The following is a 16,096-nucleotide window of genomic DNA, read 5'->3' on the forward strand; positions in this document are numbered from 1 at the left end:
ACCAGTCTGCGCCTTCACCCGCCACGGCACGCGGCCATCAGGTCACCGGGCAGGCGCGGCCGGCGCGGAGGGTGCGGAGGGTGCGGTGGGTGCGGGCGGGCGGAGCCCGAGCACGTAACAGGCGATCGCGGCCGTCGCGGCGACGTTGAGGGAGTCGACACCGTGGGCCATCGGAATCCGCGCCCGGCGGGTCGCCGTGGCCAGCACCTCGTCGGTGAGGCCGCTGCCCTCCGTTCCCAGCAGCACCGCGACCCGGTCGTCCGGTGCCGCCCAGGCCGCCGTCAGCTCCTGCGCGTCGGGGGCCGGCGTCAGCGCCACCACCTCGAAACCAGCCGTGCGCAGCAGGGACAACGCCGCGGGCCACGGTTCGAGGCGGGCATAGGGCACGGCGAAGACCTCGCCCATCGACACCCGCACCGACCGCCGGTACAGCGGATCGGCGCACCGCGGGCTCAGCAGGACGGCATCCATGCCCAGGCCGGCGGCCGACCTGAAGATCGCGCCGAGGTTGGTGTGGCTGACCAGGTCCTCGCAGACGAGCACCCGGCGTGCCGTGGCGAGGAGCTGCGCGGCGTCGAGCGGCTCCCGGCGGCACATCGACGCCAGGGCCCCGCGGTGGACCTCGAACCCGGTGATCGCCGCCAGCACCGCCGGACCCGCCACATACACCGGCGCGGCGGGCTGGCCGGGCGACGGCCGGGCCCAGAAGCCGGCCGGGACGCCGTGACGCCGCGCCGGTGACACCAGCACCGAGCGCGGCTGGTAGCCCGCGCGCAGCGCCCGTTCGATCACCCGCTCGCCCTCGGCGATGAACAGCCCCTGCTCGGGTTCCCGGCGCCGGCGCAGCGCGACGTCGGTCAGCGCCACGTAGTCCGAGACGCGCGGGTCCGCCGGGTCGTCGATGACGACGACCGGCCCGTCGCCCTCGGCCGTCAAGCCGTCCTCGTCCACCCCGCCACCGCCCGACTGTCATATTCACGAAACCCACGACCTGCAGAATCACCGCCCATGAGCACACCCGGCACCGCCGACACAAGCCCCTCCGACACCAGCGCCGTGCCCGGGGAACGCCCCATGGCCGACCTTCTGGTGATCGGCGCGGAGCTGGTCGCGACGGTGGACGCCGAGCGGCGCGAGATCCGCGGCGGCTGGGTGGCGATCACCGACGGGCTCGTCAGCGCGATCGGCGGACCCGAGCAGACACCGCCCGCCGCGGCCCGGACGCTGCGGGCCGACGGCTGCCTGGTGACGCCAGGCCTGGTGAACACACATCACCACATCTACCAGAACCTCACCCGCTCCTTTGCGCCGGCGCTCGGCGGCACTTTGTTCAACTGGTTGAAGACGCTCTATCCGCTGTGGTCCCGGCTGGATGAGGAAGCCGTCCACACGTCGGCGTACGTGGGGCTGACCGAGCTCGCGCTGGGCGGCTGCACGACGACGACCGACCACCTGTACGTCCACCCGCGCGGCGGCGGCGACCTCATCACGGCCGAGATCGCGGCCGCGCAGCAGCTGGGAATGCGCTTCCACCCGACCCGCGGGTCGATGTCGCTGTCGGTGAAGGACGGCGGGCTCCCGCCGGACTCGGTCGTCCAGGAGCCCGACGAGATCCTGGACGACTCCGCCCGCCTCGTCGCCAAGCACCACGACCCGTCGCACGGGGCGATGGTGCGGATCGCGCTCGCGCCGTGCTCTCCGTTCTCGGTGAGCCCGGAGCTGATGACGGCGACCGCGGAGCTGGCCGAGAAGCTCGACGTCCGCCTGCACACCCATCTGGCCGAGGATCCCGAGGAGGACGACTACTGCCTGGCCGTCTTCGGGCGGCGGCCGATCGACCAGTTCGCCGAGGTCGGCTGGGGCAGTGACCGCGCCTGGGTCGCCCACTGCATCTGCCCGAACCCCGAGGAGATCGAGCGCCTCGGGACCTGGGGCACCGGGGTGGCCCACTGCCCCAGCAGCAACATGATCCTCGGCGGCGGGCTCGCCCCGGTCGCCGAGATGCGCGCGGCCGGCGTCCCCGTCGGGCTGGGCTGTGACGGTTCGTCGTCGGCCGACTCGGCCTCGCTCTGGCTCGAGGCGCGCACCGCGATGCTGCTCGGCCGGCTGCGCCAGGGAGCCGGTGCGATGTCCGCCCGCGACGCCCTGGAGATGGCGACCCGGGGCGGGGCGGCCTGCCTCGGGCGCGCCGGGGAGATCGGCCTCCTCGCCGTTGGCTCGGTGGGCGATCTGGTCGTCTGGCCGCTGGACGGAATCGCCTACGCCGGAGCCCTTTCCGATCCGATCGACGCCTGGCTGCGCTGCGGGCCCACGGCCGCCCGGCACACGGTCGTGGCCGGGCGCACGGTGGTCGAGAACGGCCTGCCAGTCGACTCCGACCTGACCGAGATGCTCAGCCGTCACCGCCGCATCGCAGCGGGCATTCAGGCGGCGTTCGAGAATGCAGGGTAGCCGTTACTCCGTACACGGCCCATCAGCACACCGATCCGGCCCCTGAACATGGCTGGTTGCACCCGCTTCGGCGCAGTATCCTGGCAGGGAGCTTGCAGTTCCGGACCAACAGCTCGCGTTCGGCGCTCGGCCTGACTGTCAGGGCATCAATGCCGTCATCGCCCTCGGCCGCGGCACGAATCGCGTTCCAGGCAGCCGCCGTCGGCGCCACCCGCCGAATCCCCCGATCGGCGCCGAACGCGCCGGCGGCGGCGTCGTTCTCGTGCGCACCCCGGCCGCTCGACGCTCCGGCAGCCGCTCGGCGCCCAGCGCTCGGCACTCCAGCCGCGCTCGGCGCCCAGGTCGTTCGGCCACGCCAGGTCACCTCGGCACGCCAGACTTCGGCTGACGCGGTACTCCTGCCGCGCCACGCAGCCGGCAGCCATCGACAAGCTAACGAGGTTTCCCACCGTGCAGGCACGTCCCCAGATCCGACCCGACGGTGCGGTCGTGCCGACGCTGTCAGCCGGCACCACCGCGGCGCTCACCGCGACGCTGGGCCGTATCGACGCCGAACTGGCGGCCCGCCACCCGGGTGATCCCGGCACCCGTCAGCCGGTGCACACCTGCTACGTCCCGGCCGACCGGGTTCACCCGGACATCGTCGGTGAATGGGGCCGCGCGGCCCGCGAAACGCTCACCCGGCACGCACCGGATCCCGACACGCTCGCGCTGGTCACCCTGGGCGGGTCAGCCGCGGCCCTCGCCGCGGACGTGTACGCGCATGTCAGCCGCACCCTGGCAGCGGAACCGGTCCAGGACCTCAGAGTCGACCTGGAGGACGGCTACGGCATCCGCGCCGACAGCGCCGAGGACGCGGACGCCGTAGCCGCGGCCAGGGCGCTGCGGTCCGCGGCCGCCGCCGGCACGCTGCCCGCCTGCTACGGCCTGCGCCCCAAATCACTCGACGCGGCCGTACGAACCCGGGGGCTGCGCAGCCTCGACCTCTTCCTCACCACCCTGGCCGGAGACGACGGGCCGCCACCCGGCCTGGTGGTGACGTTGCCCAAGGTAAGCGCGCCGGAGCAGGTGGTGGTCTTCTGTGACGTCCTGACGGCTCTGGAACACCAGCTCGGAATCGGGCCCGTCGCGCTGGAGATCCAGGTCGAGACACCGGCCGCGGTGATGGGCCTGCCCGCGCTGGTCGCCGCCGCGCCCGGCCGGCTCACCGGGCTGCACGTGGGTACCTACGACTACTCCGCGGCGCTCGGCATCTCCGCGGCCGACCAGGCCAGCGATCATCCGGCTGTGGAGCTGGCCACCGCGCTGATGCAGCTCGCGGCGGCGGGCACCGGCGTCCGGGTCGCCGACGGCTCCTCCAACCTGCTGCCCGTCGGGACGGCGGCGGACGTCCACGCCGGTTGGCGCCGCCACGGCGAGCTGGTCCGCCGGGCCTGGTCACGGGGTCTCTACCAGGGCTGGGACCTGCATCCGGCGCAGCTCGTCAGCCGGCACGCCGCGGTCGCGGGCTGCCTGCTGCGCGGGCTCCCCGACGCGCTGCGCCGGCTCGCGGACTACGCCGCCGCACGCGCCTCGGGCTCCGTCGCCGACGAACCCGCGACGGCACGGGCCCTGGCCGGGCATGTTCTGCGCGCGCTCGACGCGCATCTGTTGGACGACACGCGGCTGCGCACAGCCGGCCTGGACCGCGCGACAGTCTCCCGGCTGGGCGGGCGACCGCCCGGGGCCCGACCGCGCTGACCCGACCTGGGGATCACGGCGGGATGCGGACACCGCCCGCTGTTACCCGGCGACCATGAGGAGTCGGAGGCGCTGAAGAATGGGAAGATCAAGGAATTCTGGTCGTCAGGACGACCAAAATTCCTTGATCTTGTCCGGTAGCAACCACCAGGCGCGGTCGCGAGCGGACTCCGCCGCTCCGCCGGGTTCTGCTACCGCGCTCTGACAGCCAGAACCGTCGAATCTTGTCAGCCAGCAAATCCGGTCGCCGGTCGCCGGTCGCCGTCGCTGTCCGGGTGCGCGGTCAGCTGCCGCGGTAGGTGGTGTATCCGAAGGGCGCGAGCAGCAGCGGGACATGGACGTGCTCGGCCGCGTCCTCGATGACGAAGGTGATCGCGACCTCGGGATGGAAGGCCGAGTGCCCGGCGGTGTCGAACAGCAGCCGCCAGGTGCCGGCGCCGTCCGCCGGCAGCTGCGCCACCCGCCCGTCGCCGTCCGTGACGGCCTGCGCGACCGGGCGCCAGCCCTTCACCTCACCGTCGAGGGTCAGCACAGCCCGTTCGAGACGGACCGGAACCCCGACGGCCGGTTTCCCGACGCCGGTGTCCAGCACATGGGTCGACAAGCTCACAGGCACCGCCTTCTCCGGCCGCCGCGAAGCCGGAGCTGCGCCGCGGCCTCGTCACGTCGCCGTCACGTCGCCCAGGGCCGGGCGACGGCGGTCACTCGCCGGTGATCAGGTGGCGCAGGCGCAGCGCCGTGATCTCGGCCTGCTGACCGGCCGCCACGCGAAGCTCGGCGTCGGGCTCGTTGGCCATCCTCTCGCGAAGCAGGTCCAGCATCTCCTGGGCGCCACGCCCGGCGGCCCGAACCAGGAAGACGAACCCGAACCGATCCTCGTAGGCGGCGTTGCCCTCCGCGAGCGCGCGGCGGACCTCGGCACTCGCCTGGTCGAGCGCGGCCTGCTCACGCCGGGGGGCGTCGATGGTGACGATGGTGGCCCGGGACGACGTGGGCGGCGTCGGCGCGGGTGCCGGGCGCTCCCCGATCCGGGGATGCGCGGTGAACGCCTCGAGCCAGGCCGAGTCGGGCAGCGCCCACCACTCCTGCTCGGCGGCGGGCAACAGCGCCGCGAGGGTGCCGAAGGGCCGGCGGGCCACCACGGCGTCCGCCCAGTCCTCGGAGCCGCAGCAGGCCAGGAGCTCCTCCCTGGCGGCCGCGGGTGCCAGCGAGTCGAACCAGCGCATGGCCAGCCCCTCACGACCGGCCGCCGTCGGGTTGCCGAGCAGCCGCAGCCGAGCCAGCCCGCCGTCCGGGATCGCGTCGACCCGGATGTGGGTGGCCTCGGCCGGTACCTCCAGGTCGAAAAGGTGCCGGGTGTTCGGCTGGACCCTGGTCCGGGGCATCAGCGGGCGCCACTCGGGGACCGCCGCGAGGCCCGCCGCGGCCACCTCGCCGTCCCCCGCCTTCGGGGCGTTCGCCGCCCACAGGGCGACCGCACGGGGCGCGTTGCCGCGGAAGTGCCGGGTGTCGACCTCGGCCCGCACCACCGTGCCCTCGGTGGCCAGCCGCACCACCGCCCAGTCGTGCCCCTCGCCGCGCCGGCGCCGGGTCTCCCACCCCTCGCCCATGACCCGGGCCTCGCCGGAGGCGTTCAGGTTGTGGCGGTCGCCGTAGTGCATGTCGCTGGCAGCGACCACGACACCGCCCAGGTAGGCGGCGGCGAGATCCGAGGTCACCCGGTCGAGCAGCCGCGGGTCGGGAACGACCACGCCGTGCACCCGCAGGCGGGCCACCCCGCCATCCGGGTGGATGGTCAACCGCAGGTGACTGATCCGGAACCGCGCCTCCTCCGGCACGGCCAGGACGTTGACCGCGTCGGCCGACACCGGCGTACGTCCCACGAGCGGCACCCAGGTGACCGAGTCCTCCGCGACCTCCTCGGCGGACGGATAGCCGGCCAGCGTGGCGCCGTGCAGCTCGACCGCCTCCGGAGCGTTGCCGGTGAAGTGGGTCGTGTCCACGGTCACGGCGTGCACGATGCCCGGCGCGCCCAGCCGGACGATCGCCCAGTCCGAACCGGGCAGGTCGCGGCGGCGCCGGGTCTCCCAGCCGTCGGTCCACTGGCCCCGCTCGGTGAACACCCCGGGACGGACCACCGGGGCCTCCGGGAGGAGCATGCGTTCCGCGTGCGCGAAGAACTCGTCGTTCACCGCCACGACCGAGCCCCCGAAACGGGCCGCGGCCAGGTCGACGAGGTTCGTCAGGTCGGGCGCATCAGACATTCGAGAACTCCTTCGACGTGCTTCCCTGCTTCACCGAGCTTCACCGTGCCTCACCGTGCGAGCAGCCGGCCTCGGACCGGCCGGTCACCGTCGGCCCGGTGCCCCCGCAGATAGGTCGCGAGCACCGCTCCTTCGAGCGTTCGTCCAGCGTATGGCGTTAACGGATGGCGGTGGCGCAGCAGCTGCGGGTCGACAACGAAGCTCGCGTCGGGGTCGAAGACGACCAGATCGGCGTCCGCGCCCACCGCGATGCGGCCCTTGGAACCGGCCGGCGCGCCACCGCCACCGCCACCGCCACCGCCGCTGCCACCGCCGCTGCCGCTGCCGCTGCCGCCATCGCCGCCCGGGGCGGGCGTGCCCAGGCCCACGAGGTCAGCCGGGCCCGAGCACATCCAGCGGGCGACGTCGACCAGGCTGTGGCCGCGCCGGCGGGCCTGGGTCCACACCGCGGGCAGGCCGAGCTGGATGGAGGCGATGCCGCCCCACGCGGTCCCGAAGTCCCCGGTCTCGACCGACTTCAGTGCGGGGGTCGCCGGCGAGTGGTCGGTGACCACCCCGGCGAACAGGCCGGCCGCGAGGCCGTCCCACAGCCGATCCAGGTTCGGGCGCTCACGAATGGGCGGGGCGCATTTGAAGATGGTGGCACCATCGGGGACCTCCTCGGCGACGAAGGTCAGATAGTGCGGGCAGGTCTCCACCGTCAGGGGCAGGCCGGCCTCGCGGGCGGCGAGGACGTCGTCGAGCGCCTCGGCGGCGGCCAGGTGGAGCACGTGCAGCCGTGCCTCGGTCGACGCGGCGAGGGCTGCCAGGGAGGCCACCGCGGCCTTCTCCGCGGCCGGCGGGCGGGACCGCAGCCAGCTGCTGAAGGCCCGGCCCGCCGCGGCCGGCGCGCTGGCCAGGACCGCCGGCGACTCCGCGTGGACGACCGTGAGGGCGCCCATCCGGGCGGTGTGCCGGGAGGCCGCGGCCAGCACGTCCATGCTCACGTGCGGAAACTCCTCGACCCCGGACGGGGCCAGGAACGCCTTGAAGCCGAAGACGCCGGCGTCGTGCAGTTCGGCGAGGTCGTGCAGCCGGCGCGCGTCGGCGCCGATGATGCCGCCCCAGAACCCGACGTCGACCGCGATCTGCCCGGCCGCGGCGGCGCGCTTGACCGTCAGGGCCTCCAGCGACGTGGTGGGTGGGATGGCGTTCAGCGGCATGTCGATGATCGTCGTCACGCCGCCCGCCGCCGCGGCCCGGGTGGCGGTGGCGAAGCCCTCCCACTCGGTGCGGCCCGGCTCGTTGACGTGCACATGCGTGTCCACGACCCCGGGCATGAGCACCAGGTTCCCGACGTCGGTGACCGCCGCGTCGGCGGGGACGTCCGCCGGCGCGGTGACGGCGGTGATCCGGCCGTCGACGACGTGCACGGCCGCGGGGCGTTCGCCGCCCGGCAGCACGACCCGGCTCGACCGGACCACCTCGACCGCCTCGGGCAGCACCGCCCGACCGGGCCCCGGCATACCGCTCATCGGTGTCCCTCCCTCACCACGGCCTCCGGCCAGCCCACGGTGTCCGGCCCATCCGTGGCCGTGGCCCGATGCGCGGCGTCGGGCCGATCCGCGGAGGCCGCCGGCGCCGCGCCCACCGGCTCGTCCCGGTCGTCCGGGTCTGCCAGGTCGTTTCGGTCTGCCAGGTCGTTCCGGTCGGCCAGGTCGTTCCGGTCGGCCAGGTCCACCAGGTCGACCGGGCGCACCGGCACGCGGCGCAGGTCGCGGCCGACCGCATCCCGGATCGCCGCCACGATCGCGGCGGTGGCCGTGCAGGTCGGGGTCTCCCCCACGCCCTTCGCGCCGTATGGCGAGTCGGGGTGGGGGTAGGTCAGTGCGACGAAGTCCAGAGCCGGCACGTCCGCGGCGGTCGGGAGCAGGTAGTCGTGCAGGGTCGGGTTGGTCACCACACCGCGCACGGTGACCAGTTCCTCCATGACCGCCAGCCCCAGCCCCTGGGCGGTGCCGCCCTCCACCTGGCCGCGCAGCGCCAGCGGGTTGATCACCGTGCCGCAGTCCTGTGCCAGGGCCAGCGCGACGACCCGCACCAGGCCGAGGTCGGGGTCCACGTCGACCACCGCGCGGTGCGCGGCCGCGGCGAAGGCCACGTGCGGATCACCCTGGCCATGTTCGTCCAGCGCGGTCGTGCGCCGGTGGTGGAAGGTGTACTCGGCCTCGACCGGACCGGCCGCGAGTGCCTCGGTCAGGGCGAGCCTGGTCCCCGTCTCCGCGCCGATGATCTCTCCCCCGTCGATCACCAGCGCCCGTCGCGGCGACTCGACGACCTCCGCCGGCAGGCCCAGCGCCCGCGCGACCCGGGTCAGCAGCCGGTCGACCACGGCCACGCAGGCGCCGCGCACCGCGCCGCCGCTCATCCAGGTCTGGCGGGACGCGCTCGTCGACCCGGCGCTGCCGACCCGCGTGTCGGCGGGCAGCAGCTCGATCCGCTCCACCCCGATCTCGGTGCGCGCGATCTGCCCGGCGATCGTGACGAAACCCTGCCCGACCTCGGAACACGCGCTGTGAACGGTGGCGAACGGCTGCCCGGCGTCGTCGAGGGCGAGCCTGATCCGCGCCGTGGACGAATCGTCCATCCCCTCGGAGAACAGCAGGTTCTTGTAGCCGAGCGCGTAGCCGACCCCGCGGCGGATCCGGCTGATCCGCGCCCCGGCGGCGCGGCCGCCGGGACGAGCCGTCCGGGGGGTGTCCTCGGTCAGGCGGGGCGGCAACGGGCGGGCCGCGACCGCCTCGATGGCCTCGCGCGCGGGCAGCGGCGGCCCGAGGACCTGCCCGGTCGGCAGCACATCACCGGGCACGAGCGCGTTGCGGACCCGTAGCGCGACCGGGTCCATGCCCAGCCGATCGGCAAGTCGGTCCATCTGGGCTTCATGCCCGAAAGCGACCTGCGGCACGCCGAAACCACGCATCGCACCGCACGGCGGGTTGTTCGTCCGGACGACGAGGCCGTCCAGCCGCGCGTGCGGCACCCGGTACGGGCCGGCGGCGTGCGTGACGGCGTTGGCGAGCACGGCGGGCGACGAGGAGGCGTAGGCCCCACCGTCCATCACGACCCGTGCCTGGACGCTGACCAGGTCACCGGCCGGCGTGGCGGTGTGGCGGAACCACATCCGCGCGGGGTGGCGATGCGGATGCCCCAGGAACGACTCGACCCGGTCATAGGCGATCCGCACCGGCGCACCGGTGGCGAGCGCCAGCAGGGCGCCGTGGATCTGCAGGGTCACGTCCTCGCGCCCCCCGAACGCGCCGCCGATCCCGGCCAGCTCCAGCCGGACCAGTGCCTCGGGCAGCCCGAGGCAGGCGGCGATCTGCTCGCGGTCGGAATGCAGCCACTGGGTGGCGACCCACAGGTCGATCCCGCCGTCGGCGGCCGGGACGACGAGCGCCGCCTCCGGGGCCAGGAAGGCCTGGTCCTGCATTCCGACGACATAGCTGTCCTCGACGACCACGCTCCCTTCGACCGCGGGATCGCCGTGCCTCAGCGTGATCTCCCGGAAGACGTTGCCGTCCGGGTGGACGAGCTCCGCACCCGGTTCGAGGACGCGTTCGGGGTCGACGAGCGGCGGCAGCGGCTCGTACTCGACCTCGATGGCGGCCAGGGCCCGCCGGGCGGTGGCCGCGTCCACCGCCGCCACCGCCGCCACCGGCTCACCGGCATAGCGGGTCTCGGCCGCCGCGAAGACCGGCTGGTCACTGACGATGAGCCCATACGTCGCCAGCCCGGGGACGTCGGCCGCGGTCACCACTGCGGCCACCCCGGGCAGCGCCGCCGCGGCGGCGGTGTCGAGCCTCCTGATCCGCGCCCGGGGGTGCGGTGAGCGCAGGGTGCGGGCATGCAGCATGCCGGGCACGCTCAGATCACCGACGTAGCTGAAGCGCCCCTCGACCTTGCTGACCCCGTCGGGCCGCGGTTCCGAGCGCCCGACGCCCCGGTAGCCGCCGGTCACACCGATCCGCCCGGCCATGCCCGCCTCGCCCGTCATGCGCCGTTCGTCCATCTCACGGTCCCCGTGGTCGCGGCGGCCTGCGCCCGGCTGGCCTGGACGTCCCGCACCGCCGCGATGATGCGGCCGTAGCCCGTGCACCGGCAGACGTTCCCAGCGAGCGCGTCGCGGATCTCATCCTCGTCGGCACCAGGTCGGCGACCGAGCAGGTCCGTGACCGCCACGACCATGCCCGGCGTGCAGAACCCGCACTGGACGGCGCCATGCTCCAGAAACGCCGCCTGGATGTCGGCCGCGGGCCCGCCGGCACCGAGACCGGCGACGGTGACCACGCGCGCGTCCACGGCGTCCGCGGCGAGAACGGTGCACGCGAGCACCAGCCGATCGTCGAGCAGGACGGAGCAGGATCCGCACCTGCCCTGCTCGCAGGCGTCCTTCACCGCGGTGACGCCGACCCGCTCCCGCAGGACGGTGAGCAGCGACTCCTCGATCCGGGCGTCGGCGACGACACGCCGCACACCGTCGATGTTGAGGCGGTAGGAGAGCGAGAGCACACCCGCGCTCACCGCATCCGCATCCCCGCCCGCACTCACGCCGCCCGCACCCGCACCCGCACCCACGCCCACGCCGGCGTCGTCAGGGCCCACGCCACCCGTGCTCACGCGGCCTCCTCATGCCGTGCCGGCCCGAGGCACCGGGCGAACGCCCGGGCCGCGAGCACACCGCCCGCGTGCGCCCGGTAGTCGGCCGGGTGGCGCGGGTCCTCGGGCAACGGCGGTGCCGCGCGCAGCACCTCGGCGGCAAGCTCACCGAAACGGCGGGCAACCGCGGGCGACGCGGTTCCGGTCGACCAGTCGACCTCCTCGCCGGCGAGGAGCTCCGCCTCGGTCACCCGCCAGGGCCCGGCCGCCACGCCACTCACCGCACAGCACACCCGTTGACGCACTCTGTCCACAAGGAACGCGCAGGACACGAGCGCGGGAAACGCCGCCTGCCGCCCGCCGATCTTGAGGTAGGTCTGCGGGCCGCTCGGACGGGCGATCCGCACCGCCGTGACCAGTTCGCCGGGCTCCAGCCCGTCGCGCAGAAAAGCCGCGATGCCGGTCGTACGGGGCCCGCGCGCCGAGGCGAGCAGGATCTCGGCCTCCGCGGCCGTGAGAAACGTCAGCAGGTCACCGCGCGGGTTGGCGGAGCCGAGCGCACCGCCGACAGTCGCACAGTTGCGGATCTGGACCGACCCGACCACCCGGGACGTCGCGGCCAGCCCGGGCGCGAGCGACCAGCCCGCCAGCTCGGCGTAGGTGACACCGGCGCCGACCGTGAGCGTGTCCGCACCGGCGCCGCGCGCCCGCAGCTCCAGCACCCGGCGCAGGGCGACGATCACCGCGGGCTCCCGGCTGCCGGCACGCAGTGCGGGGACCAGATCAGTGCCGCCGGCCAACAGCCACACGCGCCGGCCCGCGCCCGCCTCGGCGGTGAGCGCCCCGACAGCCTCCCCGACGGTTCGCGGCCTGTGCATGACGGTCGGCGGACCCCCAGGCGTCGTCATGTGGCCGACGATAGTGCGGCCACGTTACGACGACGGAAAAGATCAGCACTGAGAATCCCTTGGTCCAGGGCTGAATACATAGCGGCACGCCAATTCGTGCAGGGCCTGTCACCGACCGGCGAAAATGTTGCGCTGCGCAGTAGGCCTTTTCCGTCATCGGAGAAGACTCAGTACGGAGGTGTCCGGCGGACGGCAGGTCGGCCCACGGTACCGAGGCGATGCCGCGGATATCCGACACCGGAACCGCCCCGGTCGGCCGGGTCCCCCGACTACGATGTGATCAGGCCGCGACACCGGGCGACCACTGGTCGCCCGGGGGCTCGGGGGCGGGCCGGTGGCGGAAGGTGGTGCCTGGTGCAGAACAGCACCGATTCGTCAGGCGAGTCGATGAGCGACCCCGACGAAACCCTTCCCCGCCACGACCTGCCTGGCGGGCGGCCCGGTCCGGGCTTCACCTGCGTGTTCTCCAACCCGCCGGTTCCGGTCGTGCAGAGCGCGCGCGTCGCGGCGGGCCCGCCGCCCAATCCCGACTTCGCCGCCCGCCGGACGTCCGCGGGCTGGCGGGATCTCGACCCGCGGGAGTTCGACCGGCTGCGCCGGCTCGTCGGGGCCGCCGGTGGCCAGGGCGACGGAGCGCTCGCGACGATGTCCGACGAGCAGATCGCCCGCTCGCTGGGAGTGGTCGTCACCGAGGGCGGCCGCACGCAGGTCCTCGCCGGCGCCGTGCTGCTGTTCGGGCGGCCGGAGGCCGTACACCGCCACGTTCCCCAGCACGAGGCGGCCATCCAGGTCATCGGCCCGGAGACCGGTGAGCCTGGTGCGGCCGGTGAGCCCGGCGCGCGGATGAACGACTTCTTCCGCTGGCCGCTGCTTCGCCTCACCGAGGAGCTGCTCGCACGTTTCCGGGCCCGCAATCCCGGCCGGGAGATTCGCTACGAGCTGGTTCGCACCAGCGTGCCCGCCTACGCCGAACAGGCGTTCCGCGAGCTGCTCGCCAACGCCTTCGTGCACCGCGACTACCGGGCCGTCGGCGCCGTCCACACGCAGTGGACCAGCGAGGGAATCGAGATCACCAGCCCCGGCGGCTTCGTGGACGCCGGCCGTGCGCCGCACACGTCCGCACTGTCCGTACGGCCGCCCCGGCCGCGCAGCCCGCTGCTGGCGGACGCGTTCCGCCGGGCCGGCATCACCGAGCGGTCCGGGCGGGGCATCCGCCGCGCCTACGCGGCGCAGCTGGCCGGCGGGCTCGCCGGGCCGGATTTCCACCGCTCGACGGCGGACTGTGTGATCGCCGTCCTGCCGGCCCAGGAGGCGGATCTCGCCTTCGCGCACTTCGCGCTCGGCCGTTCATCTGCCGGGAGCCCCCTGGAGCTGCCCGATCTGCTCGTCCTCACCACCGCCCTGCGCGACGGGCCGCTGCGCACCGCCGACGCCGCCGAGCTGCTCGGCACCGGCAAGGAACAGGCCCGCCGGCAGCTGACCGGCATGGTCGGCCGCGGCCTGCTGGCCATCGACGGCGACCGTGGCACCCGGGTCTGGGCGCCGTCCCCCGACGTGCGGCGCGCGCTGCGTGAGGCGGCGTCCCAGCTGCGGCCGCGCCCGGCCCCCGGGCCGCGCCCGGCTACCGGGTCGCGCCCGGCTACCGGGTCGCGCGCGTCCTCCGAGCCCCGAACGACCTCCGAGCCCAACCCGACCTCCGAGCCCAACCCGGCCTCCGGGGCGCGAGCGGCTTCCGGGGCACAGGCGGCCCCCGGAATCTGAGCGCCTGTCCGGCTCAGGGGCGGATGTACAGCTCCCGGCCGAGGCGGGCGATCGTGCGCAGCGGTGAGGCGAGGCGGCAGCCGAGCTCGCGGGCCTTGCTGTCGACCGCCGCGAGCTGACCGAGCACCGCCTCCCAGGGCGCGTCGCTCATCAGGCCCGCCACCGGCAGCGGGCAGGCGGCCAGCACCCAGCCACGGTCCACGACGACGAACCCGCCGCCCATCCCCTCGAGCGCCCGGGCCGCGGTCAGCATGTCCGCGTCACCGGCCCCGACGATCACCAGGTCACCGGGAGCCGAAGCGGCGGACGCCCCCAGCGCCCCCCGGGTGAGCCCGATACCGCGCACCATGCCGACCCGTACCCGGTCGGCGCGCCCCGTCCGGTCCAGAACCGCGGTCTTGAGCAGGTCCCGGGACGGATCGGCGACGACGACACCGTCGCGCAGGGTCGGTTCGATCCGGACGACGCTCACCCGCGGCCGGTCCGCCTGCCCCCCGGACGCGTCGATGACCACCGGGGATGGGACCGGCGCCAGCAGCGCGGCGGACGTCATGCCGCCGTCACCGGGCACGGTCACGTCGACGACGCCGAGGCTGGTGTCCCGGCGCCCGCCCCAGTGCATGCAGGGCGACGTGAAGGATCCGGTGTACAGCCCCGCCGGCAGCCGCACGGACGACTGGGCCCAGTCCGGCGCGACATCGAGGTTGTCGAACAGCGCGCGACCGCGTTCGGCCGCGATCCGTCCGCCGGCGATGACCACGTCAGGCGGGACACCGGCGGTCAGGTCCCGCACGATCTGCAGGTCGGCGAGCCGGGCCGGGGCGATCAGGCCGAGCACGTGATCGAGGCCGAAGGCGCGGGCCGGATCGAGGGTGGCCGCCAGGACCGCGGTGCCGACACCGCCGCCCGCCCGGATCTGCGCCCGGACCTGGTCGTCGAGGTGGGGGAACGCGGACGCGCCGGCCAGCGGAGGCGCCGGCATCTCCAGGCCCGGGAAGGCGGTGACCAGGTGCGGCACGGGCGCGGTGAGCGGAACGGGCCGCTGCGGGGTGGCCGGAAGCCCACCGGCAAGGCCTTCGAGGGGGTTCACCTGCCGGGGCACAGCCTGGGAGATGAACCCGCTGTCCACACCGGCCCCGACACCGACGCTGACCCCAGGTCCAGCGACACCCGAACCAGCGATACCGGCACTGGACTCCGTGGCCGAACCGGTCCAGGGCTCGGCGGGATCAGCGCCCCACGCCTCGACCGGCCCGCGGGGCAGCACCCGCATCGGTGTTCCGGTGCCCAGGACCAGCGCACGGCCCGGCGTGCCGTACATCTGCTCGATCTGCGCGGGATCGGTCAGCACGGTCACCGTGCCGCGGGGCACGACAAGCCTGGCGAGCTCCCCGGGAGAGAGCAGGGTGCGCTCGACCGACGTCCGGGCGTCGACGTAGGCAGGCAGGACGAAACGGCCCGCCGCGTCGAGGCTTCGGCGTGCCCCCAACGCGCCGGGGCGGGTGATCGCGGCGATGTAGCGGCCCGCGATGATCACGTCACGCCGCACCAGGTCGCCGGTCTGGACGACCAGCACGACACCGCCGCGGATGGCGAAGTCGGCCTCGGCCTGCCCCAGCGCGATGGCCCGCAGACGTTCGATCTCGGCCGGGGACGGCCCGAGGGACTCGCCGGCCCACGTGGCTGCCGGGGTCAGGTGTGGGCGCGGCGCGAGCAGCGCGCCGCCGGTCGCGCTGACGTGGCCGGTCGCGCTGACGTGGCCGGCGGTCCCGCTGTCGCGCGGTGCGGGACGGCGGCGGGCCGGCCCTCGCCGTGCGCCCGGTGCCGCCAGCGGCATCGCAAGCGGGGGAAGGCCGGGGAGCGGGCCGACAACAGGGCGATCAGGCCCGGCTACCGGCGCGCCTGACACCGGCGGAGGGGTGATGGACGCGGCGACCGGGGTGGCCACCGGCACGGCCGCGGCCGCCTGCGCACCGCCGGGAGGCGCGCAGGGGTAGAAGGCGTCGACCACGGGGTCGACGTCCCGCTCAGCGGCCATGACGCCCTCCGGAGCTCACCGGCCGGCCCCGCCGGCTTCCCGGTAACGAATGCACGCGCTGAGACTTCGTTGGGACGGGTCGACGATGAGCCTTTCCATCGTCGACTCCGGCCTGACGCGACAGCGCCCGACAGGCGTGAGATGGAAAAGGCTCACTGACCACGCCATCACGCGACCACCCAGGCACGTTCCGACGCACTGCTCTACACCCGCATTCTCGTACGAGACGGGGACTTCGCGTGGTCAGGTGGCCCAAAGCAAGCAGTGCAATATGCGCCACATCACAGTGGGTGACCAAA

General features: G+C 74.4%; 11 protein-coding genes. 3 read left to right on the forward strand and 8 right to left on the reverse strand.

All coding sequences use genetic code 11. The features are described 5' to 3' along the window. Nucleotides 1-42: 42 nt before the first annotated feature. Entirely contained in the window at nucleotides 43-936 is an 894-nt protein-coding gene (locus AWX74_RS21880) for a TrmH family RNA methyltransferase (RefSeq protein WP_091280282.1), read from the reverse strand. A 72-nt stretch (nucleotides 937-1,008) separates the two neighbouring features. Here AWX74_RS21880 and AWX74_RS21885 point away from each other — a divergent pair, with 72 nt between their 5' ends. Together AWX74_RS21885 and AWX74_RS21890 are read left to right on the forward strand one after the other, a co-directional pair. Further along, nucleotides 1,009-2,451, forward strand: a complete 1,443-nt coding sequence (locus tag AWX74_RS21885; RefSeq protein ID WP_091280076.1) for an 8-oxoguanine deaminase — start codon at nucleotides 1,009-1,011, stop codon at nucleotides 2,449-2,451. Nucleotides 2,452-2,901: 450 nt separating this feature from the next. Then, the gene (locus tag AWX74_RS21890) at nucleotides 2,902-4,191 is read left to right on the forward strand and encodes a DUF6986 family protein (RefSeq protein WP_397311638.1); all 1,290 of its coding nucleotides are present in this window, start codon (nucleotides 2,902-2,904) and stop codon (nucleotides 4,189-4,191) included. A gap of 283 nt (nucleotides 4,192-4,474) precedes the next feature. Here the strand turns inward: AWX74_RS21890 and uraH are convergent, their stop codons facing one another. The 6 genes from uraH to AWX74_RS21920 form a co-directional block, all read right to left on the reverse strand. After that, nucleotides 4,475-4,801 (reverse strand): hydroxyisourate hydrolase, encoded by a 327-nt coding sequence (gene uraH / locus AWX74_RS21895; RefSeq protein ID WP_091280078.1) that lies wholly within the window; start codon nucleotides 4,799-4,801, stop codon nucleotides 4,475-4,477. A gap of 91 nt (nucleotides 4,802-4,892) precedes the next feature. After that, nucleotides 4,893-6,455 (reverse strand): allantoicase, encoded by a 1,563-nt coding sequence (locus AWX74_RS21900; protein WP_091280081.1) that lies wholly within the window; start codon nucleotides 6,453-6,455, stop codon nucleotides 4,893-4,895. A 50-nt stretch (nucleotides 6,456-6,505) separates the two neighbouring features. After that, entirely contained in the window at nucleotides 6,506-7,969 is a 1,464-nt protein-coding gene (gene allB / locus AWX74_RS21905; RefSeq protein ID WP_091280084.1) for an allantoinase AllB, read from the reverse strand. Continuing rightward, nucleotides 7,966-10,488, reverse strand: a complete 2,523-nt coding sequence (gene pucD, locus AWX74_RS21910) for a xanthine dehydrogenase subunit D (RefSeq protein WP_091280088.1) — start codon at nucleotides 10,486-10,488, stop codon at nucleotides 7,966-7,968. The genes allB and pucD overlap by 4 nt, the downstream gene beginning before the upstream one ends. Next, nucleotides 10,485-11,111, reverse strand: coding sequence for a (2Fe-2S)-binding protein (locus AWX74_RS21915; RefSeq protein WP_091280090.1), 627 nt, complete (start codon nucleotides 11,109-11,111; stop codon nucleotides 10,485-10,487). The genes pucD and AWX74_RS21915 overlap by 4 nt, the downstream gene beginning before the upstream one ends. Beyond that, a complete protein-coding gene (locus tag AWX74_RS21920; protein WP_091280093.1) occupies nucleotides 11,108-11,998 on the reverse strand; it encodes an FAD binding domain-containing protein in 891 nt (296 codons plus the stop codon). The genes AWX74_RS21915 and AWX74_RS21920 overlap by 4 nt, the downstream gene beginning before the upstream one ends. Nucleotides 11,999-12,352: 354 nt before the next feature. Here AWX74_RS21920 and AWX74_RS21925 point away from each other — a divergent pair, with 354 nt between their 5' ends. Next, a complete protein-coding gene (locus AWX74_RS21925) occupies nucleotides 12,353-13,759 on the forward strand; it encodes an ATP-binding protein (protein ID WP_091280097.1) in 1,407 nt (468 codons plus the stop codon). Between the two features lie 13 nt (nucleotides 13,760-13,772). Here AWX74_RS21925 and AWX74_RS21930 read toward each other — a convergent pair whose 3' ends face one another. Continuing rightward, the gene (locus AWX74_RS21930; RefSeq protein WP_165615725.1) at nucleotides 13,773-15,797 is read right to left on the reverse strand and encodes an adenine deaminase C-terminal domain-containing protein; all 2,025 of its coding nucleotides are present in this window, start codon (nucleotides 15,795-15,797) and stop codon (nucleotides 13,773-13,775) included. Nucleotides 15,798-16,096 lie beyond the last annotated feature (299 nt).

It is taken from the genome of Parafrankia irregularis (assembly GCF_001536285.1).
Classification (GTDB): domain Bacteria; phylum Actinomycetota; class Actinomycetes; order Frankiales; family Frankiaceae; genus Parafrankia; species Parafrankia irregularis.